This is a genomic window from Mesorhizobium australicum (assembly GCF_900177325.1).
In the GTDB taxonomy this organism is placed as follows: Bacteria; Pseudomonadota; Alphaproteobacteria; order Rhizobiales; family Rhizobiaceae; genus Mesorhizobium_A; species Mesorhizobium_A australicum_A.
In genome coordinates this window covers 5354067-5373849 of sequence record NZ_FXBL01000004.1, presented here as the reverse complement: position 1 = coordinate 5373849, position 19783 = coordinate 5354067, and the positions used below count along the sequence as shown (strand labels likewise).

The following is a 19783-nucleotide window of genomic DNA, read 5'->3' as shown; positions in this document are numbered from 1 at the left end:
AGTGCCCCAACGGGGGCTGAAAAAGGCATTCGGACAGGCGGCGGCGGGATGTCAAGGCCGCTCGACCGTCCGAGGAGGAATGGACATGCCGGAAGTCAAGGAACCAGAGACGGCGCCCGGCACGCGGTTCGACGTGCTGATCGCGGGTGCTGGCTATGTGGGACTGGCGACGGCCGTGGCGATGGTCGCGGCGCGCCCGTCGCTTAGGGTCGCGGTGGTGGATGCCGCCCCGGCGGAGGTGTGGCGCAAGGACGGCCGTTCTTCGGCGATCGCCGCCGCCGCCTGTCGGATGCTCGAGCAGCTCGGTTGCTGGCAAGACATCGAGCCGCAGGCGCAGGCGATCACCGAGATGATCGTGACCGATTCCCGCACCGCCGACCCGGTGCGTCCCGTCTTCCTGACCTTCGGCGGGGAGGTCGCGCCGGGCGAGCCCTTCGCCCACATGGTCGACAACAAGGTGCTCAACGGTGCGCTGCGCAAGCGGGCTGCGACGCTGGGCATCGACATCATCGAGGGCGTGGCGGTGAACCATTTCGAGGCCGGCCCGTCGCATGTCACGGTTGCGCTGGCTGATGGAATCAGCATCGACGCGAAACTGCTCGTCGCCGCCGATGGCGTCCGCTCGAAGCTGCGCGACATGGCCGGCATCAAGACGGTCCACTGGGATTACGGCCAGTCCGGTATCGTCTGCACCGTGGCGCATGAACGACCGCATGGCGGGCGGGCCGAGGAGCATTTCCTGCCGGCCGGACCGTTCGCGATCCTGCCGCTGAAGCCCGACGAGAAGGGTGGCAACCGCTCCTCGATCGTCTGGACCGAGCGCACGGAGGATGCGGACCGGATCGTCGCCGAGGACGACCTCGTCTTCGAGACCGAGCTCGAGCAGCGCTTCGGGCTGAAACTCGGCGAGATCCATGCCGCGGGGCCCAGGAAAGCCTGGCCGCTGGGGCTGACGCTTGCCCGCGCCTTCGTCGCGCCACGCTTCGCGCTGGCTGGAGATGCCGCGCACGGCATTCATCCGATCGCAGGGCAGGGGCTGAACCTCGGCTTCCGCGACGCCGCCGCGCTGGCCGAAGTGGTGGTGGAGGCGGACCGGCTCGGACGGGATATCGGCGCGATCGACGTGCTGGAAGAATATGAGCGCTGGCGGCGCTTCGACACGGTGCAGATGGGGGTGACGACCGATGTGCTGAACCGGCTGTTCTCGAACGATTTCGGCCCGTTGCGGGCGCTGCGCGACATCGGGCTCGGGCTCGTCGAGCGGATGCCGCGGATGAAGAGCTTCTTCATTGGCCAGGCCTCAGGCATCAACCCGGGCGCGCCGCGGCTGCTGCGGGGTGAGGCGATCTGATCTTCAAGGAGATCACCGCGAAAGTGTCGTGGAAAGTGCGCGCCGCCGCGCTATGTTGCTGAAATGCCGGAAGACCGGCCGATCATAGCAAGGGAGATCGCGATGGACCGCCACGCTACAGCCGTTTGGAAGGGCAATCTGAAAGAGGGCGCCGGAACGCTCGACACGCAGAGCGGTGCGCTGAAGGCGCTGCCCTATTCGTTCAAGGCGCGCTTTGAGGATGAAAGCGGGACATCGGGGACGAATCCCGAGGAACTGATCGCCGCCGCTCACGCCGGCTGCTTCGCGATGCAGCTGTCGCATTTCCTGGCCGAGAACGGCACGCCGGCCGAGAGCCTGGAGGCCAAAGCCGTGGTGGCTCTGGTGCCGGGTACAGGGATCACCGGCAGCGCGCTGACGCTCACGGGCAAGGTGCCGGGCATCGATGCCGCCAAGTTCAAGGAGCTCGCCGAGAAGGCGAAGGCCGGATGCCCGGTGTCGAAGGCGCTCGGCGCGATCAACGTGTCGCTGGACGCAAAGCTCGGCTGAGCCGCGGCCGGAGGAGGCGCTACGCGCGTCGCCTCCGGTTTTCCTTTGAGGCGATCCGGTCTATCAAACGGTTCCGACGATACGACCCGGAACCGTATGATGAATCGCGCCGACTATATCGCCAGCCTGTTCACCGGCGCGCCGCAGCACGAGAATTTCGGGCGGCTACGTGAATTCATCCCGGCTGCGGAGATGAGCGCGTCGCTGGAGCCGTACGATTTCCCCGACGGCGCTCCGATCCCTCTGCCGTCGACCTATGTCTACCTTGGCGAACGGCGTTCCACGGAGGACTTGCTCGCCGAGACGGACACGATGGCACTGCTGGTGCTCGAGAATGGTGCCGTGCGCTTCGAGCGCTATGCGGCATTCGGCGGGCGCGGGACGCGCTGGGTGTCGATGTCGGTGGCCAAGAGCTTCATATCGGCCGCACTCGGCATCGCCGTTGCCGAGGGCGCGATCCGCTCGATTGAGGAGCCTGTCACGGCGTATGTCCCGTCCCTCGCAGGCTCGGCCTATGACGGGGTGCGGATCAAGGACATCCTGCAGATGTCGTCAGGTGCCGGCTGGGAGGAGGACTACTCCGACCCCAATTCCGACATCAACCGCTTCGCGAGAGTATCGGCCGAAGGCGGTGCGATGGCCGACTTCGTGCCGACGCTCAAGCGGGCGACGGAGCCGGGGAGTGTCTGCCACTACAACAGCATGGACACGCAGGTGCTCGGCATGCTGCTGAAGGCCGCAACGGGGCGGCCGATCGCCGACTACATGCAGGAGAAGCTGTGGCACCCGCTCGGCATGGAGGCGTCGGGTCACTGGCTGCTCGACGACACCGGCATGGAGATGGCCTATGCCTGCCTCAACGCCACCGCGCGCGACTATGCCAAGATCGGCGAGCTCTACCGCCTGGGCGGTGCGTGGCAGGGACGGCAGGTCGTGCCCGCCGCATGGGTCGAGGCGTCGGTGACACCCGACGCGCCGCATCTCGCGCCCGGCGTCGTCGATCCGCTGTTTGGCTATGGCTACCAGTGGTGGGTGATCGACGGCAGCGAAGGAGAATATGCCGCCATCGGTGTCTACAATCAGTTCGTCTACGTCAATCCGGCGCGGCGGCTGACCATCGTCAAGCTCTCGGCGAGCCGCCTCTACGGCACGACGAACGACGAGACGTCCTATCGCGAGCACGAGACGATCGCGCTGTTCAGGGCGATCGGCGAGATCGCCAGCTGAAACAAAAAAACCCGGCTGCGAGGCCGGGTCTTTGTATCGGGCGGACGAGTCGGCTCAGGCCGCCTCTTCCTGCTCGGCATCGAGATCGGCGTCGCCGTCGGCTTCCGCCTCGTTGGCGGCCTTGGCGCCACGCTTCGGGCCCTTGTTCAGGTTGGTCTCGATCAGGCGCACGGCCTCGGTCTCGGACATCTTGTTCACGGCCGCGATCTCGCGGGCCATGCGGTCGAGCGCGGCTTCGTAGAGCTGGCGTTCGGAATAGGACTGTTCCGGCTGGTTGTCGGCGCGGTAGAGGTCGCGCACCACCTCGGAGATCGAGATCAGGTCGCCGGAATTGATCTTCGCGTCATATTCCTGCGCGCGGCGCGACCACATGGTGCGCTTCACGCGGGCGCGGCCCTGCACGACCTTGAGCGCGCGGTCGACATAATCGGTCTCGGACAGCTTGCGCATGCCGATGGAGGTCGCCTTGGCGACCGGAACCTTCAGGCGCATCTTGTCCTTCTGGAAATCGATGACGAAGAGCTCAAGCTTGTGGCCCGCGACTTCCTGCTCGTCGATCGAGACGATCTGGCCGACGCCATGCGCGGGATAGACGATGAATTCGCCGGTCTTGAAACCGTTGCGGGCTGCCGAAGTCTTCTTCTGCGGGATTGCCATTACGCTTCAAACTCCTGTTCGTGCCGCCGGAACGAGCCGGAAGGCAACATGCTGCAGCCCAGGCGCGGGCCATGCGCTATGCGGGACATGGGGAGAACGGCTTCGGAAACAAAGCAGCGTCACGCGCAAAGACGACGCGCCGCGCGCGGATCGCCTTGGTCCGAATTCAGTTCAAACCTTTCGATGATTCAGGCTCACCGCCATGAAGAGACGTCGTGTCACCGGCATGTGGAGAAGCGTGTAACATAATTTCGTGTCGAAATCAACAATTTGCCGCATGCGCGAAGTCGCCGCGGCCGTTTCCGGCACGGTAAAGGTTAATTGGATCGATGCATATCAGGAGAGTTCAGTCGCCTTTGCCGGGTTCGGGCGAGAAGTATTTCTCGAATTTGCCCTCGACGCCGTCGAATTCCTTTGCATCATCCGGCGGCTCGCCCTTCTGGGTGATGTTCGGCCAGGACGAGGCGTATTCCGTGTTGATCTTGAGCCACTTGTCGAGGCCGGGCTCAGTGTCCGGACGTATCGCGTCGGCCGGGCATTCCGGCTCGCACACGCCGCAGTCTATGCATTCGTCCGGATGGATGACGAGCATGTTCTCGCCTTCGTAGAAACAGTCGACCGGACAGACCTCGACGCAGTCCATGTACTTGCACTTGATGCAATTGTCGGTGACGACATAGGTCATCGGATCGGCTCCGGAACTCCATCGCATCGGCTCGGGAGCCTGCCGTTCCCAGGCCGATGCGACGGTCTCAAATTCTCAAGCATCCTTCGCGCGGCCAACGGGACGCGCGGGGCTCTAGGCCGGTTGGGTAACGGCTTTGACATGGCCGTGCAAGGGGCGCTTTGCCGCGTAGGCGGGCCGGCGAGAAATGGAATTCCAAGGCCGGTGGGTACGAGGGTCAGTCCTGATCGTAGCGCAGCCTGTCGGTCAGCCGGCGGTCGCGCTTGGTGGGGCGGCCGCTGCCGGCCTCGCGCTCGGCGGTCACGACCTGCTCTTCCCGCGGCGCGGGCGGCGGAGTGAGGTCTTCATAGAGCGTCCGAGCCTCCTCGGCCGGCCCGCGTCGCGTGCCGCCCGACAGGACGCGATAGACGAGAATCCTGCGCTCCAGCGTGACCGTGATGCCGTCGCCTGGTTTCACGGTGGCCGAGGGCTGGTCGACCTTGAGCGAATTGATGCGCACGCCGCCGGACTGGACCAGCTTCGCGGCGAGCGAGCGCGATTTCACCACCCGCGCGAAGAACAGCCATTTGTCGATGCGCTGGCTGCCGGCAACCGCCATGACCTACTTGCGAAGCTGGTCGCGCAACGCGGCGAGCTTGGCGAAGGGCGAGTCCGGATCGATACGCGCCGGCTTCTCCTCGCGTGGGCGGTTCTGATGCTCGAACTTGCGCTCGGGCCGGTCCTCGCGACGCTTGCCCTCGAGATGCTTTCCGTCCTGGCGGTTGCGGTTGCGATTGTCGCGCTCGCCTTCCGGTCGCGGTTTGCGCTGGAACTGCGGATCGTCGGCGCGCCACAGAACCTTAGGCTCCTTCGGCGCGCCGTCTTCCGGCTTGGCGCCCTTGTTTCCGCGGCCGCGATCGCGGCGGCCCTGCGGCTGACCGTTGCGGTCGCCCTGGCGCTGGTGGCGGAAGCGGTTCTCGTTGCGGGCCGGTCGCCACAGCAGCACGATCTTCGGCTCTTCAGGCTCGGTAGGGGTGGCATCGGCTGCAGGAACGTCCTGCGCGACTGAGGGTTCGGACGATGCCGGAGCCTCGGCTTCGGACGCCGCTTCGACGACCACCGGAGCGACCGCCTCCGCCGCGATCTCGGACGATTGTTCGACGGACATCTCTTCGGCAGCGACATTGTCTTCGGCCTTGAGCGCCTCCTCGACGGCTACCGGAGCAATCGCCTCGGCGGCAAGGTCGGCGCCGGCCAGCGGGCCGGCTTCCATCTCTTCGACCACGGCCTGCGGCACGTCGGCCGCATCAGCCGAGACAGGCGCGGTTTCCGCGTCCTCGGGGACAGGCTCTGTCATCGCATCGGCCACAGAGGCGGCTTCGGCGGCTCTCGCCGCTTCCGCCGCGGCATGCGCCTCCGCCCTGAGCCTGGCGGCCTCCGCCGCATCGGCATCAAGCTTCGCAATACGCCCGGCGACCTCGGCCTGCGGCTTCGGCTCGGCACGGTAGCCGAGCGCCTTCAGAATCTCTTCCATGTCGGACGCGGTGGCGCCGAGGATCGACATCATCGGCGGCGTGACCAGGAAGGCGTTGCCGTCGTAGGCGCCGTCCGGGCGCGATGCCGCGCCGGGCTTCCAGGCGAGCGCAGGACGAATGAGATCGGCAACGCGTTCAAGGATGTCGACGCGGACCGCGCGGCGGCCGAGGATGCGGAAGCCGGCGAGCTTGTAGAATTCGCGGTCGAACTGCTGGTCCACCACCACGGAGGTGCGGCCGGTGGCGAGGGCGTTGACCGGGTCGCCGAAACCGGGCTTGTCCTTGCCGTCGTTCTTGAGCGCCCACAGCAAGGTCAGGAGACCGGCCGGGGCGGGCTTGAGCAGCGCGGGCAGGAAAATGTGATAGGCGCCGAAGCGCACCCCGAGGCGGCGCAGCGCAGCGCGCGAATCCTGTTCGAGCGACTTCATCTCGTCGGCGACGTCGCGACGGTTGAGCAGGCCGAAGCTCTCGACCAGGCGATAGGCAAGGCCGCGCGCGATGCCGGTGAGCTGGTCGGCGGCCTTGAGGTCGACGAGCGGCTTGAGAAGCGATTCGATCTGCCAGGCGACGAAGCGCTCGGCGCGCGCTGCGACCTTGTCGCGGGCAGGCCCGGTGAGCTGTTCGTCCGCCAGGAGAATGACGCGTGGCTTCAGCGCGTCCTCGCCCTCGGCCAGCGTGCCGATGGGCTGGCCGAGCCAGCGCAGCGTGCCGTCGTTGCCGAGCGCAAGGTCGCCGTTGGCGCAGGCCGAGAAGCGTTCGGCGCGCGTCTCGAACTCGGTCGCCAGCGCTTTCTGTGCGGCGGCGCGCACGGCCTTCGCGTCCTCGCCGCCGGCGGAACTGTCGGCGGTGAAGCGGAACCCCTGCAGTTCCCCGACATGGTGCCCTTCGACGGAGACCTCTCCGATTGGGCTGATTTCGGCTTCGAGCATCGTATTTTCTCTAAGGCGCCTCATGAGCACGGATGTCCTGCGGTCTACGAAGCGTTTCGTCAACCGGTCATGAAGCGCGTCCGACAGTCTGTCTTCTATCTCGCGCGTTTTTTCCTGCCAGTGTGCCGGATCGGCAAGCCAGCCGGGCCGGTGCGACACGAAGGTCCAGGTGCGGATCTGGGCGATGCGGTGGGAGAGCGTATCGATGTCGCCCTCGACGGAATCGGCACGGCGCACCTGCTCGGCCATGTAGGCCTCGTCGACATGGCCGCGCTCGGCGAGGTCGACATAGATCGAGCCGATCAGGTCGGCATGCTGGGCCGGCGCGATGCGACGGTAGTCGGGCAAGGCACAGGCGTCCCACAAAAGCGCGACGCGCTCCGGACGGGTGGCCAGGTCGCGGATCATCGGATCGCGGGCTAGATATTCGAGTGCCTTCTGGTCGACGGCCGGCAGAGCCTTGGTCAGTCCGTCGACCATCGGCAGTGTCTCGATAGAGCGGCGCAGAGCCTCCAGGCTCGCGAAATCGAAGTCGGGCGTGCGCCATTGCATGACGCGGACAGGATCGAATTCGTGGCCTTCGATCTTTTCGATCAACTCCTCGTCGAATGGGATCACCTGGCCGGTGACGCCGAAGGTGCCGTCGCGGACGTGGCGGCCGGCGCGGCCCGCGATCTGGCCGATCTCGGCGGCGGTGAGCTCGCGGTACTGGTAGCCGTCGAACTTGCGGTTCTGGGCAAAGGCGACGTGGTCGACGTCGAGGTTGAGGCCCATGCCGATGGCGTCGGTGGCGACGAGGAAGTCGACGTCTCCCGACTGGTAGATCTCGACCTGCTTGTTGCGGGTGCGCGGCGACAGCGCGCCGAGCACGACTGCGACACCGCCGCGCTGGCGGCGGATCAGTTCGCCGATGGCATAGACCTCTTCCGACGAGAAGGCGACGATGGCGGAGCGGCGCGGCAGGCGGGTGATCTTCTTCTGGCCGGCATATTCGAGCCGTGACATGCGCGGCCGCGTGACCACCGACAGGCCGCGCAGCGTGTGCTCCAGGATGCCGCGCATCGTGCCGGCGCCGAGAAGGAGTGTCTCGTCGCGGCCGCGAAGATGCAGGATACGGTCGGTGAAGATGTGTCCGCGCTCCAGGTCCCCGGCGAGCTGCACCTCGTCGATCGCAACGAAGGCGGCATTGGTCTGACGCGGCAGGGCTTCGACGGTGCAGACGGAATAGCGCGCGCCGGGCGGCAGGATCTTCTCCTCGCCGGTGACGAGGGAAACGTTGGCGAGGCCAACCTTGTCGGCGACGCGTTGGTAGACTTCGCGCGCGAGCAGCCTCAGCGGCAGGCCGATGATGCCGGAGGGATGCGCCACCATGCGCTCGATGGCGAGATGCGTCTTGCCGGTGTTGGTCGGGCCGAGCACGGCGGTGACGCCGCGTCCGGACAGGATCATCGCATCTTTCGGTCGGGGCTGGACATTCATAGGTCGGACGGCCTTTGGCGCACCGTGGAAAGCCTGTGCGGCACAGCCGGCGGGGGAACCGACTGGCATCAATATAGGGCAGCAAGGGCATTGCACAACGGCGCGGGCGCCGGCGGCTTGTTCCGCTGCTGCGGTGCGACATTAACAACCGGAACGAGTCTGGAACGAATCAGCGACGAATCACTGACTCGCCAAGATTCATGTTCTGTTCACCGCAAGATGTTGATTTGAATCGTGATTTTTCACCACATGCGGAATCGCTCCGCCCGCTGGCCCGGCGGCGAAACAGGCGCGCGTTAACCTTTCGCGCAGCGGGCGGCGGCTGCGTCTTCCGAGGGCGTTTCGCCTGCGGTCAAGTTTATGGAATCGTTAGCCTATCTTAACCGAATATGACGCTGCCGCGGGCCCTGACGACGATCTGGGTTAACGATCCGGCCAAAGCCGGAACGAATCGGAGACGAATCAGCTTCGATGCAGAGTTTCCGGTCCGTTCACCGCAACATCTGGTGGGTTGCGATGAGTGCGGTCACAAACGGGGTCGTGTTCGACCGGTTGCAACCTATCCGATTCCGACGCGGCGTTAACCATGCTGCGCCGAAACGGGACAGCGAAAGACATTTGCAGGGCCTTCCACAAGCTTGTTGGGGGATTGCAAACCAAGGCTGACAATCCGGCTTGCCGTCTGGTCAAAACCATGACTCTTTTTGAAGCAGCCGCTCGGCCCTCGCGCGGCCGGCCGGCGCGCGCCGGTCCATATCGCGATTTGCTCCTATGGAGGGGTCCATGCAAAAGCGTCTCTTCGCCGAATTCCTCGGCACGTTCTGGCTTGTGTTCGGCGGCTGCGGCAGCGCCGTTCTCGCCGCCGCGTTTCCGGATGTTGGTATCGGTCTACTTGGCGTGTCGCTCGCCTTCGGCCTCACCGTGCTGACGATGGCCTATGCCGTCGGCGGTATCTCGGGCGGTCACTTCAATCCGGCCGTCTCCGTCGGTCTCCTGACCGCTGGCCGCTTCCCGGCGAAGGACCTGATCCCCTATGTGATCGCACAGCTTGTCGGCGCGGTGGTCGCGGCAGCGGTGCTCTACTTCATCGTCAGCGGCAAGGCAGACTTCGCCGGCGTTGGCGGCTTCGCGTCCAACGGCTACGGCGAATTCTCGCCCGGCAAGTTCTCGCTGGGTGCCGCACTGGTCATGGAAGTCGTGATGACCTTCATCTTCCTGATGATCATCCTCGGCGCCACCACTGGCCGGGTTCCGGCAGGCTTCGCACCGATCGCGATCGGCCTCGGACTGACGCTGATTCACCTCGTGTCGATTCCGGTGACCAACACGTCGGTCAACCCCGCCCGCTCCACCGGCGTGGCGCTGTTCGCCGAAACCCCCGCGCTGTCACAGCTCTGGCTGTTCTGGGTAGCCCCGATCGTCGGCGCGGCCATCGCCGGCATCGTGCACAAGGCCGTCTTCGGCGACGATTGATAAAAGCGCCGGCGCGTCACCTGAAGCGGGTGGCGCGCCGCTGCGCGATTTGGCACATTCCGCTCCGCAGACAGGAGCCAGCCATGCAGTTCATCACCTCCCGCGAAGAGCTTCGCAGCGTCTACAAACCCGCAAGCGAAGGATCGCTGCGCAAGGAACTCAAGGCGCTCGACAGCCACGCCGCCTCCTTCATCGGCCGCAGCCCGTTCGTGCTGATTGGCACCACAGACGGCAAGGGCCATGCGGACGTGACGCCCAAGGGCGACCGGCCGGGCTTCGTCGCCGTGCTCGACAGCCGGACGATCGCGATCCCCGACCGGCCGGGAAACAATCGTCTCGACACGCTGGAAAACCTGCTTGAGGAGCCGGCGATCGGGCTTCTGTTCCTCATTCCTGGCATGGACGAGACGCTTCGCATCAACGGCAAGGCGAAGATCACGGCGGACGATTCGCTTCGCGCCCGGTTCGAGGTTGACGGCAAGCTGCCGCAGGCGGTGATCGTGGTCACGGTCGAAGCCACCTACATGCACTGCGCCAAGGCTTTCATGCGCTCGCAGCTCTGGCATCCCGAAAGCTGGCCCGACCGGAAGTCGCTGCCGACGCTCGGCCAGATTCTCAAGGACCAGCTCGCGCTGGACCAGTCGGCCGAGGCGATGGACCTCTGGCTCGACGATGCCTATGCAAATTCGATGTGGTGACGTAGCGGCGTTGCGGCAACGGTTCAGAAAACCTTAACCGAGCCATGCGCCGAGTGCATTGCTGCACTGCAGCAATTTCCAATTCCATTGTGCAGTGCCATATGAGATCGTGAACGCATACGGGAGGAACCACGCATGGGCCGAGGTGGCCCATTATGCAAGGAACCGTATCATGATCCTCAACGATCTCATTGCGCGCGCGCAGAACCGGATCGAGAAGCAGCGCCGCTACAACCGCGCCGTCGCGGAAATCAACGCGCTGTCGAACCGCGACCTGTCCGACATGCGCGCCGACCGCTCGGAACTTCTGCACTGGGCCCGCAGGGACATCCTCGGCTGATCGCCGAGGATCGCGGCACGCTGGGCGCCTTGCTCAGGTGATGTACTGGCCGCCATTGGCGGTAAGCGTCGAGCCGGTGATGAAGCCTGCCTCGTCCGAGGCGAGGAACACCACGCAACGCGCGATCTCCGCCGGTTCGCCCAGCCGCCCGACCGGGATTTGGGCGATGATCGATTCGCGCACCTTCTCCGGCACCGCCATCACCATGTCGGTGCCGATGTAGCCGGGGGCGATGACGTTGACCGTGATACCGGCCTTGGCGCCTTCCTGCGCCAGCGCCTTGGTGAAGCCGATGTCGCCCGCCTTGGCCGCCGAATAGTTCGCCTGGCCCATCTGGCCCTTCTGGCCGTTGATCGAGGAAATGGTGATGACGCGGCCGAACTTGCGGTCGCGCATGCCGCTCCACACCGGATGCGTCATGTTGAAGGCGCCGTTGAGGTTGGTGTTGATTACCTCGTTCCATTGCTCGCGCGTCATGCGATGGAACATCGCGTCGCGCGTGATGCCAGCATTGTTCACCAGCACCTCGACCGGGCCGAGATCGGCCTCGACCTTTGCGATGCCGGCGACGCAGGCGTCGTAGTCGGCGACCGACCATTTGTAGACCGGGATGCCGGTCTCGGTGGTGAAGGCGGAAGCCGCCTCGTCATTGCCGGCATAGTTCGCCGCGACCTTGTAGCCGGCATCCCTGAGCGCGATCGAGATCGCCGCCCCGATGCCGCGAGAGCCGCCCGTGACCAGTGCTACACGTGCCATGTGGTATTCCTCCCCTCGTTATGGGGACAGTAGGGCAATAAGGCAGGGGAGTGTGAGAGCTTGTTCTTTTCCCTACTGCCTTACTCCCCTATTGCCCTACTCCCTTAATTCATCGCTTCGACGCACATCGCGACGCCCATGCCGCCGCCGATGCAGAGCGTGGCGAGGCCCTTCTTCGCACCGCGGCGGCGCATCTCGTAGACCAGCGTGTTGAAGATGCGCGCGCCGGAGGCGCCGATCGGGTGGCCGATGGCGATGGCGCCGCCGTTGACGTTGACGATCGACGGATCCCAGCCGAGGCTCTTGTTGACCGCGCAGGCCTGCGCGGCGAAGGCCTCATTCGCTTCGACGAGATCGAGATCGCCGACCGACCAGCCGGCCTTTTCGAGCGCCTTCTTCGAGGCCGGGATCGGGCCGGTGCCCATGATGGAGGGGTCGACGCCGGCGGTCGCCCAGGAGGCGATGCGTGCGAGCGGGGTGATGCCGCGGCGCTTCGCCTCGTCCTCGGTCATGAGAAGCACCGCGGCGGCGCCGTCATTGAGGCCCGAGGCGTTGGCGGCGGTGACCGTGCCTTCCTTGTCGAAGGCGGGCTTCAGCTTCTGCATGGCGTCGATGGTCGCGCCGTGACGGATATATTCGTCGCTGTCGACGATCGTGTCGCCCTTGCGGCCCTTGAGCGTAACGGCGACGATCTCGTCCTTGAACTTGCCCGCCTTCTGCGCGGCCTCGGCCTTGTTCTGCGAGCCAAGCGCGAACTCGTCCTGCGCCTCGCGGGTGATCTGGAACTGGCGGGCGACGTTTTCGGCCGTATTGCCCATGTGATAGCCGTTGAAGGCGTCCCACAGGCCGTCCTTGATCATCGTGTCGATCAGCTTGAGGTCGCCCATCTTGGTGCCGGCGCGCAGGTGCTGCGCATGCGGCGAAAGCGACATGGATTCCTGTCCGCCGGCGACGATGACCTTGGCGTCGCCATTGGCGATCTGCTGCATGCCGACGGCGATCGTGCGCAGGCCCGAGCCGCAGACCTGGTTGAGGACCCAGGCAGTCGTCTCGATCGGCAGGCCGGCCGCGATCGAGGCCTGGCGGGCCGGGTTCTGGCCCGCGGCGGCGGTCAGCACCTGGCCGAGGATGACTTCGTCGACTTCCTTCGCATCCACGCCGGCGCGCGCCAGGACTTCCTTGATCGCGACGGCGCCGAGTTCGTGCGCTGGAGTCGCGGCGAAGGAGCCATTGAACGAGCCGACCGGCGTGCGGGCGGCGGAGGCGATGACGATGGAGGGGGAAGCAGACATCAGGAATCTCCGAGGAACCGGCGTCCCAAGCAGACGCCGCAGGATCGCGACTTTCTTGCCCTTTCCGCCCCCTGAGTCAAACCGGAAAATCGTCGCGCCGGCGCTCCACGACGAAGGTCGAAAGGGAGTTTGCCTTTGCGCTCTGGCACTTGCCGCAGCGCATGACGTGCTTATGCAGTGCACAAACTGCTTTCATTTGGTCCGGAATTGCGCATATCCTCTGTGCAGCAATTGAGCGCAGCTGGCTGGCCACGCAACGGGCCGGCCATATCGGGAGGGCCTCGATGCCCGTTAAGGACGAGTCGGTCGTCATCAAGAAATACGCAAACCGCCGCCTGTACAATACAGGCACCAGCACCTACGTGACGCTCGAAGACCTCGCCGAAATGGTCAAGAAGGGCGAGGACTTCAACGTGCAGGACGCCAAGACCGGCGAGGACATCACCCATCCGGTCCTGACCCAGATCATCTTCGAGCTGGAGAACAAGGACGGCCAGAATATGCTGCCGATCCCGTTCCTGCGCCAGCTTATCGCCTTCTACGGCGACCAGATGCAGATGATCGTGCCGAGCTTTCTCGAGCAGTCGATGATCGCCTTCTCCAAGGAGCAAGAGCGGTTCCGCGAACAGATGACGTCCGCCTTCGGCAAATCGCCGATCGACTTCATGAGCATGCCAACCTCGATGAAGGCGATCGAGGAGCAGACGCGGCGGAACATGGAGATATTCCAGAACGCGATGAAGATGTTCACCGCCTTCCCGGCGGCTGGCACCACTGCGCCCGGGCCTGAGGAAGCGCCGAAGCCGCGCAAGGCGGCTGAGAAGACCGACGAGCTTGCCGAGCTGAAGGACCAGATCGCAGCGATGCAGCGAAAGCTGGAGCAGCTGGGGAAGTAGCGAGGTAGTTGCTCCGCGTCCTTCTCCCATAAGGGGACAAGGACGCGGGCTCACCATCCCATCGCGCAGCCGTCCTTGCGCGGGTCGGAGCCGCCGACCAGGAAGCCATTCTCTTCATCGATAACGATCATCTGGCCGCCGCCATGCGGCCGGGCCGCGTCGCGGAGCTGGTGGCCGCGGGCGCGCATCCCTTCGCGGACGGTGGGGGAAATGCCGGCTTCGGCGTCGAGCACGCCATCCTCGCCCCAGAACAGGCGCGGATGGTCGATTGCGGCCTGCGGGTCCATGCCGTGGTCGACGAGGTTGGAGAAGACGTGGGCGTGGCCCATCGGCTGGAAGTCGCCGCCCATGACACCGAAGGAGGCAAAGGCACGGCCGTCCTTCATCGCCATGGCAGGGATAATGGTGTGCAGCGGCCGCTTGCGCGGGCCGATCTCGTTGGGATGGCCCTCGATCAGGTTGAAGCAGGCGCCGCGGTTCTGCAGCGCGATACCGGAGACCGGCGTCACCACGCGCGAGCCGAAGGCGTCGTAGGTCGAGTTGATGAAGGAGACGGCGCGGCGATCACGGTCGACAACGGAGAGATAGACCGTGTCCGAGGACGGGTTCTTCGGGAAGGCGACGGCCGGGTTGCGCCGCGCGGGGTCAAACTGCCGCGCCAGCTGCCGCGTGAAGCCGTCCGCCAGGACGGTCTCGACCGCGACCTTCATCGTGGCGGGATCTGAGACCTCGCGGTGCAGCACTGAATAGGCGATGCGGCCCGCCTCGATCTCGAGATGGTAGCGCTCCGCGCTGTCGGGCGGCAGGTGTTCGACGCCGAGTTCGCGCATCAGGTTGAGCATGATCAGCGCGGTGATGCCCTGACCGTTCGGCGGGATCTCCAGCACGTCGTAGCCCCGATAACGCGTCGAGATCGGCGTCACCCAGTCGGCGGCGACAGCGGCCAGATCTTCCTCGGCGAGATAGCCACCCTGGGCCTGCACGACGGCGGCCATCTCGGCGGCGATCGGTCCCTCATAGAAGGCGCGAGAGCCTTTGGCGGCAATCGCACGCAGCGTTGCTCCCAGCGCCGGCTGGCGGTGTCGGGCGCCGGCAGCCGGGGAGCGGCCGTCGACCAGGTAGTGTATCGAACCACCCTCGTCGGCCGACAGGGCGTCGACCTGCCGCGCCCAGTCCCACGCCACGCGGGCGTGGACCGGGTAGCCCTCCTCGGCGTAGCGGATGGCATCCGCGAAGAGCGCGTCGAAGCCCCGGGTGCCGAAGCGGGCAAGCAGCGTCTCCCACGCCTTGATCGCACCGGGGACGGTGATCGAGAGCGGACCGTATTCGGGGATGTCCGTCAGCCCCCGCGCGCGGTAGGCCTCGGCGCTCGCGCCTGCGGGTGCCCGGCCGGAGCCATTGAGCCCGTGCACGGAACCGTCTGGCTCGACCAGGATGACGAAACAGTCGCCGCCGATGCCGGTCATGTGCGGTTCGACCACGGTGAGCACGGCGGACGCCGCGACTGCCGCGTCGACTGCGTTGCCGCCGGATTTCAGGACATCGATCGCCGCTGCGGTGGCAAGCGGATGCGACGTCGCGGCCATGCCATTCCCGGCGATGACAGGCGAGCGGCCGGGGCGCTGGAAGTCGCGCATCGTCTCAGCGGAAGTTCACGTCGCGCCCGGCCGAACGGATCGAGACAGAGAAGCCTGCGAGCACGTCGACCAGTGCGATCATCATCAGCGTGAAGAACACGGAGTGCGCGGCTCCCGGCACGAGCATGAACTCGACCAGGAAGGCGACGAAGACGAAGGTCGAGAGCAGGTGGTCGATGACCGAGGCATTGGAGGTCCGCGTCGACTTCATGATCTCGATGAACAGGAAGAACAAGCCGATCAGCACCATCAGGTCGCCGAGCGTCATCGACCAGGTGCCGCCGGACATCATTCGGATCGAGAACAGTACCTGTGCCCAGGGATCGGCCCCGCCGCCGAACAGGCCGACGAGGCCCATATTGTAGAGAACGAACGGGACAACGATGAGGGGAATGCTGCCGATCATGCGATCCTCCGCCAAGGCTTCAGCCGCTTGTAGAGCGGTCCCGCCCCGCCGCGTCAAGCGCGCATGCAAAAAGGCCGGCGCAAGCGCCGGCCCCTCGATGGATCGTCAAGCCCCGAAGGGCGCCGATCAGCTTTCCTTGGGCTCGAGAACCTGGCGGCCGCGATACATGCCGGTCTTCAGGTCGATGTGATGCGGGCGGCGCATCTCGCCGGAATTCTTGTCCTCGACATAGGTCGGGGCCCTCAGCGCATCGGCCGAGCGGCGCATGCCACGCTTCGACGGGGAGGTCTTTCGTTTAGGAACTGCCATTGTACTGCTCCGGGCGTCTCACAAGCCGGGGAACCCGAAATCCGGGCATCGCACACGGCGGTTGATTGAAAGTCGCGTGCCTATACACGCCCGACCGGGTTTTGGCCAGTCCCGGCCGGCAAAAAAGCGATTCGCCGCAGGCGGCTGCCCGCGACGGTCGCGTCAATGCTTCGTCTTGGCCCGGCGCGCAAGCATGTTGAGCGCCTCGACGAGGGCCGAGAAGCCCATTGCGGCGTAAATGTAGCCCTTGGGTACGTGGAAGCCGAAGCCATCAGCGATCAGCGTCATGCCGATCATAAGCAGGAAGCCCAGCGCCAGCATGACGATGGTCGGGTTCTTGGCGATGAACTTCGACAACGGCTCGGCGGCGAGCAGCATCACGGTCACGGCGCAGATCACGGCGATATACATGATCGCGATATGGTCGGTCATGCCGACGGCGGTAATGATCGAGTCGATCGAAAAGACCAGGTCGAGCAGCAGGATCTGGAAGATCGCGGCGCCGATGGTCATCGAGACCGCGCCGCCGACCAAGTCCTCCTTGTGGTCCTGCGGATCAACCGAGTGGTGGATCTCGCGCGTCGCCTTCCAGACCAGGAACAGGCCACCGGCGATGAGGATGATGTCACGCCAGGAGAATGGATGGCCGAAGGCGGTGAACAGCGGCGTCGTAAGCTGCACGATGAAGGAGATCGTGGCCAGGAGCATAAGCCGCATGATGAGCGCGGCGCTGATGCCGAGGCGCCGGGCCCTCGCCTGCTGCTCGATTGGCAGCTTGTTGGTCAGGATCGAAATGAAGATGAGGTTGTCGATGCCGAGGACGACCTCGAGAATGACGAGCGTGGCGAGCGCCACCCATGCCGTCGGATCGCTCGTCCAGTCGAAGAAGCCGAGAAGCCATTCCATTGTTGTGATGTTCCGTGTTGGCCCGAGTGGGGCGCGCGGTGAGGGTTGCCGGGAGAAGTAGGGAGCGTCCCGGCAAACGTCAATGTAGGAGAAACTCCTACATCGAGGAAATTCTCGGAGGGGCTTTCAGTCGCGGCGCGACCGTTCAGATCCAGAAGGAGGGAAGGGTTTCCTCGAGGCGGGGACCCTGCCGCAGCAGGCCTATCTTCTCGGCGAGGCCAGTGCGATCGGAAATCTCCACGCCGACGCCGCAGATCGTGGCGGGGCCGGTCGCAGCCTCGAAGCGGCCCTTGGGCACCTTGGACAGGAAGCGGTTGAGCGGCTCCTCCTTGTCCATGCCGAGCGAGGAATCGTAGTCGCCGCACATGCCGGCATCGGACAGGTATGCCGTGCCGCCGTTGAGGATCTGGTGGTCGGCGGTGGGGCAGTGCGTGTGGGTGCCGACGACGAGACTGGCGCGTCCATCGACGAAATGGGCGAAGCACATCTTCTCCGAGGTCGCCTCGGCGTGAAAGTCGATCACCACCGCGTCCGCCTGCTCGCCGAGTGGGCAGGCCGCGAGCTCGCGCTCACCGGCGACGAACGGATCGTCGAGCTCGGGATGCATGAAGACCCGGCCCATGATGTTGGAGACCATCACGCGGGCGCCGTTCTTTGCGATGTAGACGCCAGAGCCGCGACCCGGCGTGCCCTTCGGGAAATTGGCAGGCCGCAGAAAACGTTCCTCGCGCGGCGCAAACGCCAGCGCCTCGCGCTGGTCCCAGACATGGTTGCCGGTGGTGACGACGTCGGCGCCGGCCCGCAAGGTCTCCTGGAATATCTCTTCGGTGATGCCGAAGCCGCCGGCAGCGTTCTCGCCGTTGACGATGACGAAATCGAGCCGGAAGTCGGAGATGAGACCGGGAAGGCGTTCCCAGACCGCCGTGCGGCCCGTCCTGCCCACCATGTCGCCCAGAAAGAGAAGACGCATCCGGCTTCTATAGAGCCGGCGCGAAGCTGCGCAAGCCGGATTCGGTCAGGAATTCGGGAATGACGATGTCGTGAGGCTCGTCGGGGACCTTTTCGACCTCCTGGCAATCGAAGGCGATGCCGATCAGGCGTGGCGGACGCGAGCCGGCCTGGAGGCGTGCGATCGCGCGGTCGTAATACCCCGCCCCATAGCCGATGCGGTGGCCGCGCTTGTCGAAGGCGGCGAGCGGCACGAGCATGAGGGTCGGCTGGAGCACTTCGGCCTCCGGGCCCGGACCGGCGGTGCCGAACCCCATGTCGATCAATGATGCGCCGCGGACGAGTTCGCGGAAGACGATCGTCTCCTTGTCGAGGATCGCGGGGAGGCAGAGGCGGCCGCCGAGCTCGCGCAGGGCGAACATCAGCGGGCGGATGTCGACCTCGGAGCGCATCGGCCAGAAGCCGGAGACGACAGCGCCCGGCTCGACGCCGATCTCGCCGGCTCTGTCCGCCATGCCAAGGGAGGCCTCGATCCGCCATTCCGGCGGCAGCGCATCGCGCCGGGCGAGCGCGTCCTGACGGAGCCTCTTCTTGATCGCGCGATTGTCCATGACGGTCCCTCCTCGCCAGACAATATCCATCCTCCGGCCGCGCGGGACAGCCGGCATGCGACTTCGTTGTGCGGATTAGCGAAGGGAAAGCGACGATCCACGCAGACCGGTGGAGAGGTTGATCCCGGGTGCCTACAAAGTAGGTGGGCGCCGTATGAAGAGACCCACGGGTCTCCTCAGGGACAGCTCCCTTGGGATCAATAAGGCCCCGGGGAAGTGTTACTCCTGCCGTGAAGCGCAGACCGTCAAAGCCAATATAAGCCTTCCGGGTCGTGACCGCCAGACGTTTGCGAAACCTTGAACCAGCTCCCCCTGCGTCAGGAGCGACGGTTGGTGAACACTCTGTTTTTCAAGGGAAATCCGGTCACGAAATCGCGATCGGATCGTCAACCTTGTTTCCCTTTCTGTTGTTTTGAAAGTCAGCCCGGCCCGGCCCATCTGAGCATCATCGGACGACGCACCTATCGCCGCCTCGATTTCAAGAAAGACGAAGGCTTTGCCGAAATGTCGGGAGGCCTCGCAGCAAAAAAGGGATAAATCAATGCGAAAGTTCCTCATCGCCTCGGCTGCCGTGCTGAGCCTCTCGGGCGTCGCCGCCGCGCAGGAAGCCCCTGCTCTGATCTATAGCGACTCCTTCGCGCAGAACGTCCAGAACGCCGGCACTCCGTCGGCCGACCGCGGCCTGACCATCACGTCGCAGCGCAATGCAAGCGTGCTTGTCCAGAGCGCCGGGCAGACCATAAGCGACATCCGCAACAACCCGAACTACCAGGGCGGCCGCTAAGGCCCCCCACGGCCTGATCCGCAGGCCCGTTCACTCATTCACCTGAAAGGTATCCTCCATGAACAAGTTCCTCCTCGCTTCCGTCGCCGTCCTCGGCCTCTCCGGTGTCGCCGCCGCGCAGGAAGCTCCCGCACTGATCTACAGCGACGCCTTCGCGCAGAACGTCCAGAACGCTGGCACGGCCCCGGTTGGAGCCGGCTTCTCGGTCTCCTCGCATCAGAACGCTACCGTTCCGGGTGCCGACGGCTTCCTGATCAACCTGAACCAGAACTATTCGGGCCGCTGACCGGTCGGGCGCAGGCCCGACCCGATCACCCGAAAACGCCCGTGCCTCCGTCGAGGCGCGGGCGTTTCGCG

At 65.3% G+C, this 19783-nt stretch carries 22 protein-coding genes and 1 other RNA gene; 10 read left to right on the top strand and 13 right to left on the bottom strand.

The window, feature by feature from the left end; translation table 11 throughout:
• Positions 1–85: 85 nt before the first annotated feature.
• The 3 genes from B9Z03_RS28965 to B9Z03_RS28955 all read left to right on the top strand — a co-directional run bounded on the left by B9Z03_RS28965 (position 86) and on the right by B9Z03_RS28955 (position 3106).
• Positions 86–1351: a ubiquinone biosynthesis hydroxylase gene (locus tag B9Z03_RS28965; protein WP_085467918.1), complete on the top strand. Its 1266-nt coding sequence runs from the start codon at positions 86–88 to the stop codon at positions 1349–1351.
• A gap of 102 nt (positions 1352–1453) precedes the next feature.
• Positions 1454–1879, top strand: coding sequence for an OsmC family protein (locus B9Z03_RS28960; protein ID WP_085467917.1), 426 nt, complete (start codon positions 1454–1456; stop codon positions 1877–1879).
• 99 nt (positions 1880–1978) lie between these two features.
• Complete coding sequence (locus B9Z03_RS28955; protein ID WP_210191403.1) at positions 1979–3106, top strand: serine hydrolase domain-containing protein; 1128 nt, start codon at positions 1979–1981, stop codon at positions 3104–3106.
• 54 nt (positions 3107–3160) lie between these two features.
• Here B9Z03_RS28955 and B9Z03_RS28950 read toward each other — a convergent pair whose 3' ends face one another.
• From B9Z03_RS28950 to B9Z03_RS28935, 4 genes are all read right to left on the bottom strand, one after another.
• Entirely contained in the window at positions 3161–3763 is a 603-nt protein-coding gene (locus B9Z03_RS28950) for a CarD family transcriptional regulator (RefSeq protein ID WP_085467420.1), read from the bottom strand.
• 346 nt (positions 3764–4109) lie between these two features.
• A complete protein-coding gene (gene fdxA / locus B9Z03_RS28945) occupies positions 4110–4448 on the bottom strand; it encodes a ferredoxin FdxA (RefSeq protein WP_085467419.1) in 339 nt (112 codons plus the stop codon).
• 217 nt (positions 4449–4665) lie between these two features.
• Positions 4666–5046, bottom strand: coding sequence for an RNA-binding S4 domain-containing protein (locus B9Z03_RS28940; protein WP_085467418.1), 381 nt, complete (start codon positions 5044–5046; stop codon positions 4666–4668).
• Between the two features lie 3 nt (positions 5047–5049).
• Positions 5050–8370, bottom strand: a complete 3321-nt coding sequence (locus B9Z03_RS28935; RefSeq protein ID WP_085467417.1) for a helicase-related protein — start codon at positions 8368–8370, stop codon at positions 5050–5052.
• Positions 8371–9153: 783 nt separating this feature from the next.
• Between B9Z03_RS28935 and aqpZ the strand changes: the two genes are divergently transcribed.
• The 3 genes from aqpZ (at position 9154) to B9Z03_RS29985 (ending at position 10881) form a co-directional block, all read left to right on the top strand.
• Complete coding sequence (aqpZ, locus tag B9Z03_RS28930; RefSeq protein ID WP_085467416.1) at positions 9154–9843, top strand: aquaporin Z; 690 nt, start codon at positions 9154–9156, stop codon at positions 9841–9843.
• Between the two features lie 83 nt (positions 9844–9926).
• Positions 9927–10541 carry a pyridoxamine 5'-phosphate oxidase family protein gene (locus B9Z03_RS28925; RefSeq protein WP_085467415.1) on the top strand — a complete coding sequence of 205 codons (615 nt, stop codon included), beginning with the start codon at positions 9927–9929 and terminating at the stop codon, positions 10539–10541.
• A gap of 172 nt (positions 10542–10713) precedes the next feature.
• Complete coding sequence (locus tag B9Z03_RS29985) at positions 10714–10881, top strand: hypothetical protein (protein WP_176247667.1); 168 nt, start codon at positions 10714–10716, stop codon at positions 10879–10881.
• 33 nt (positions 10882–10914) lie between these two features.
• Here B9Z03_RS29985 and B9Z03_RS28920 read toward each other — a convergent pair whose 3' ends face one another.
• Positions 10915–11637, bottom strand: a complete 723-nt coding sequence (locus B9Z03_RS28920) for a beta-ketoacyl-ACP reductase (protein ID WP_085467414.1) — start codon at positions 11635–11637, stop codon at positions 10915–10917.
• 104 nt (positions 11638–11741) lie between these two features.
• Positions 11742–12929 (bottom strand): acetyl-CoA C-acetyltransferase, encoded by a 1188-nt coding sequence (locus tag B9Z03_RS28915; RefSeq protein WP_085467413.1) that lies wholly within the window; start codon positions 12927–12929, stop codon positions 11742–11744.
• A gap of 284 nt (positions 12930–13213) precedes the next feature.
• Here B9Z03_RS28915 and phaR point away from each other — a divergent pair, with 284 nt between their 5' ends.
• Positions 13214–13825, top strand: coding sequence for a polyhydroxyalkanoate synthesis repressor PhaR (phaR, locus tag B9Z03_RS28910; RefSeq protein WP_085467412.1), 612 nt, complete (start codon positions 13214–13216; stop codon positions 13823–13825).
• 50 nt (positions 13826–13875) lie between these two features.
• Here the strand turns inward: phaR and B9Z03_RS28905 are convergent, their stop codons facing one another.
• The 7 genes from B9Z03_RS28905 to ssrS form a co-directional block, all read right to left on the bottom strand.
• Positions 13876–15462, bottom strand: a complete 1587-nt coding sequence (locus tag B9Z03_RS28905; RefSeq protein ID WP_176247666.1) for a gamma-glutamyltransferase family protein — start codon at positions 15460–15462, stop codon at positions 13876–13878.
• A gap of 4 nt (positions 15463–15466) precedes the next feature.
• Complete coding sequence (locus B9Z03_RS28900; protein WP_085467411.1) at positions 15467–15868, bottom strand: hypothetical protein; 402 nt, start codon at positions 15866–15868, stop codon at positions 15467–15469.
• Positions 15869–15994: 126 nt separating this feature from the next.
• The gene (gene rpmF / locus B9Z03_RS28895; RefSeq protein ID WP_085467410.1) at positions 15995–16177 is read right to left on the bottom strand and encodes a 50S ribosomal protein L32; all 183 of its coding nucleotides are present in this window, start codon (positions 16175–16177) and stop codon (positions 15995–15997) included.
• A gap of 162 nt (positions 16178–16339) precedes the next feature.
• Positions 16340–17083: a TerC family protein gene (locus B9Z03_RS28890; RefSeq protein WP_085467409.1), complete on the bottom strand. Its 744-nt coding sequence runs from the start codon at positions 17081–17083 to the stop codon at positions 16340–16342.
• A 145-nt stretch (positions 17084–17228) separates the two neighbouring features.
• Positions 17229–18053: a TIGR00282 family metallophosphoesterase gene (locus B9Z03_RS28885; protein WP_085467408.1), complete on the bottom strand. Its 825-nt coding sequence runs from the start codon at positions 18051–18053 to the stop codon at positions 17229–17231.
• 7 nt (positions 18054–18060) lie between these two features.
• A complete protein-coding gene (locus B9Z03_RS28880) occupies positions 18061–18642 on the bottom strand; it encodes a 5-formyltetrahydrofolate cyclo-ligase (RefSeq protein ID WP_085467407.1) in 582 nt (193 codons plus the stop codon).
• Between the two features lie 90 nt (positions 18643–18732).
• A non-coding RNA gene (ssrS, locus tag B9Z03_RS28875) (6S RNA) lies at positions 18733–18889 on the bottom strand.
• An 86-nt stretch (positions 18890–18975) separates the two neighbouring features.
• On the opposite strand from ssrS, the gene B9Z03_RS29645 reads away from it, so the two are divergent.
• The 3 genes from B9Z03_RS29645 to B9Z03_RS28865 are packed head-to-tail and all read left to right on the top strand — an operon-like array spanning position 18976 to position 19712.
• Positions 18976–19179: a hypothetical protein gene (locus B9Z03_RS29645; protein WP_139832426.1), complete on the top strand. Its 204-nt coding sequence runs from the start codon at positions 18976–18978 to the stop codon at positions 19177–19179.
• 4 nt (positions 19180–19183) lie between these two features.
• A complete protein-coding gene (locus B9Z03_RS28870; protein ID WP_085467406.1) occupies positions 19184–19426 on the top strand; it encodes a hypothetical protein in 243 nt (80 codons plus the stop codon).
• A 58-nt stretch (positions 19427–19484) separates the two neighbouring features.
• Positions 19485–19712, top strand: a complete 228-nt coding sequence (locus B9Z03_RS28865) for a hypothetical protein (protein WP_085467405.1) — start codon at positions 19485–19487, stop codon at positions 19710–19712.
• The last annotated feature ends 71 nt before the right edge of the window (positions 19713–19783 follow it).

What these genes read in the sequence shown, in the direction of transcription:
- fdxA (WP_085467419.1), bottom strand. Translation starts at nt 4,448, where the DNA reads ATGACCTATGTCGTCACCGACAATTGCATCAAGTGCAAGTACATGGAC.
- B9Z03_RS28950 (WP_085467420.1), bottom strand. Translation starts at nt 3,763, where the DNA reads ATGGCAATCCCGCAGAAGAAGACTTCGGCAGCCCGCAACGGTTTCAAG.
- B9Z03_RS28960 (WP_085467917.1), top strand. Translation starts at nt 1,454, where the DNA reads ATGGACCGCCACGCTACAGCCGTTTGGAAGGGCAATCTGAAAGAGGGC.
- B9Z03_RS28890 (WP_085467409.1), bottom strand. Translation starts at nt 17,083, where the DNA reads ATGGAATGGCTTCTCGGCTTCTTCGACTGGACGAGCGATCCGACGGCA.
- B9Z03_RS28885 (WP_085467408.1), bottom strand. Translation starts at nt 18,053, where the DNA reads ATGCGTCTTCTCTTTCTGGGCGACATGGTGGGCAGGACGGGCCGCACG.
- B9Z03_RS28905 (WP_176247666.1), bottom strand. Translation starts at nt 15,462, where the DNA reads ATGCGCGACTTCCAGCGCCCCGGCCGCTCGCCTGTCATCGCCGGGAAT.
- B9Z03_RS28865 (WP_085467405.1), top strand. Translation starts at nt 19,485, where the DNA reads ATGAACAAGTTCCTCCTCGCTTCCGTCGCCGTCCTCGGCCTCTCCGGT.
- B9Z03_RS28915 (WP_085467413.1), bottom strand. Translation starts at nt 12,929, where the DNA reads ATGTCTGCTTCCCCCTCCATCGTCATCGCCTCCGCCGCCCGCACGCCG.
- B9Z03_RS28965 (WP_085467918.1), top strand. Translation starts at nt 86, where the DNA reads ATGCCGGAAGTCAAGGAACCAGAGACGGCGCCCGGCACGCGGTTCGAC.
- B9Z03_RS28955 (WP_210191403.1), top strand. Translation starts at nt 1,979, where the DNA reads ATGAATCGCGCCGACTATATCGCCAGCCTGTTCACCGGCGCGCCGCAG.
- B9Z03_RS28870 (WP_085467406.1), top strand. Translation starts at nt 19,184, where the DNA reads ATGCGAAAGTTCCTCATCGCCTCGGCTGCCGTGCTGAGCCTCTCGGGC.
- rpmF (WP_085467410.1), bottom strand. Translation starts at nt 16,177, where the DNA reads ATGGCAGTTCCTAAACGAAAGACCTCCCCGTCGAAGCGTGGCATGCGC.
- B9Z03_RS29985 (WP_176247667.1), top strand. Translation starts at nt 10,714, where the DNA reads ATGATCCTCAACGATCTCATTGCGCGCGCGCAGAACCGGATCGAGAAG.
- B9Z03_RS28880 (WP_085467407.1), bottom strand. Translation starts at nt 18,642, where the DNA reads ATGGACAATCGCGCGATCAAGAAGAGGCTCCGTCAGGACGCGCTCGCC.
- B9Z03_RS28925 (WP_085467415.1), top strand. Translation starts at nt 9,927, where the DNA reads ATGCAGTTCATCACCTCCCGCGAAGAGCTTCGCAGCGTCTACAAACCC.
- phaR (WP_085467412.1), top strand. Translation starts at nt 13,214, where the DNA reads ATGCCCGTTAAGGACGAGTCGGTCGTCATCAAGAAATACGCAAACCGC.
- B9Z03_RS28935 (WP_085467417.1), bottom strand. Translation starts at nt 8,370, where the DNA reads ATGAATGTCCAGCCCCGACCGAAAGATGCGATGATCCTGTCCGGACGC.
- B9Z03_RS28920 (WP_085467414.1), bottom strand. Translation starts at nt 11,637, where the DNA reads ATGGCACGTGTAGCACTGGTCACGGGCGGCTCTCGCGGCATCGGGGCG.
- B9Z03_RS28900 (WP_085467411.1), bottom strand. Translation starts at nt 15,868, where the DNA reads ATGATCGGCAGCATTCCCCTCATCGTTGTCCCGTTCGTTCTCTACAAT.
- B9Z03_RS28940 (WP_085467418.1), bottom strand. Translation starts at nt 5,046, where the DNA reads ATGGCGGTTGCCGGCAGCCAGCGCATCGACAAATGGCTGTTCTTCGCG.
- aqpZ (WP_085467416.1), top strand. Translation starts at nt 9,154, where the DNA reads ATGCAAAAGCGTCTCTTCGCCGAATTCCTCGGCACGTTCTGGCTTGTG.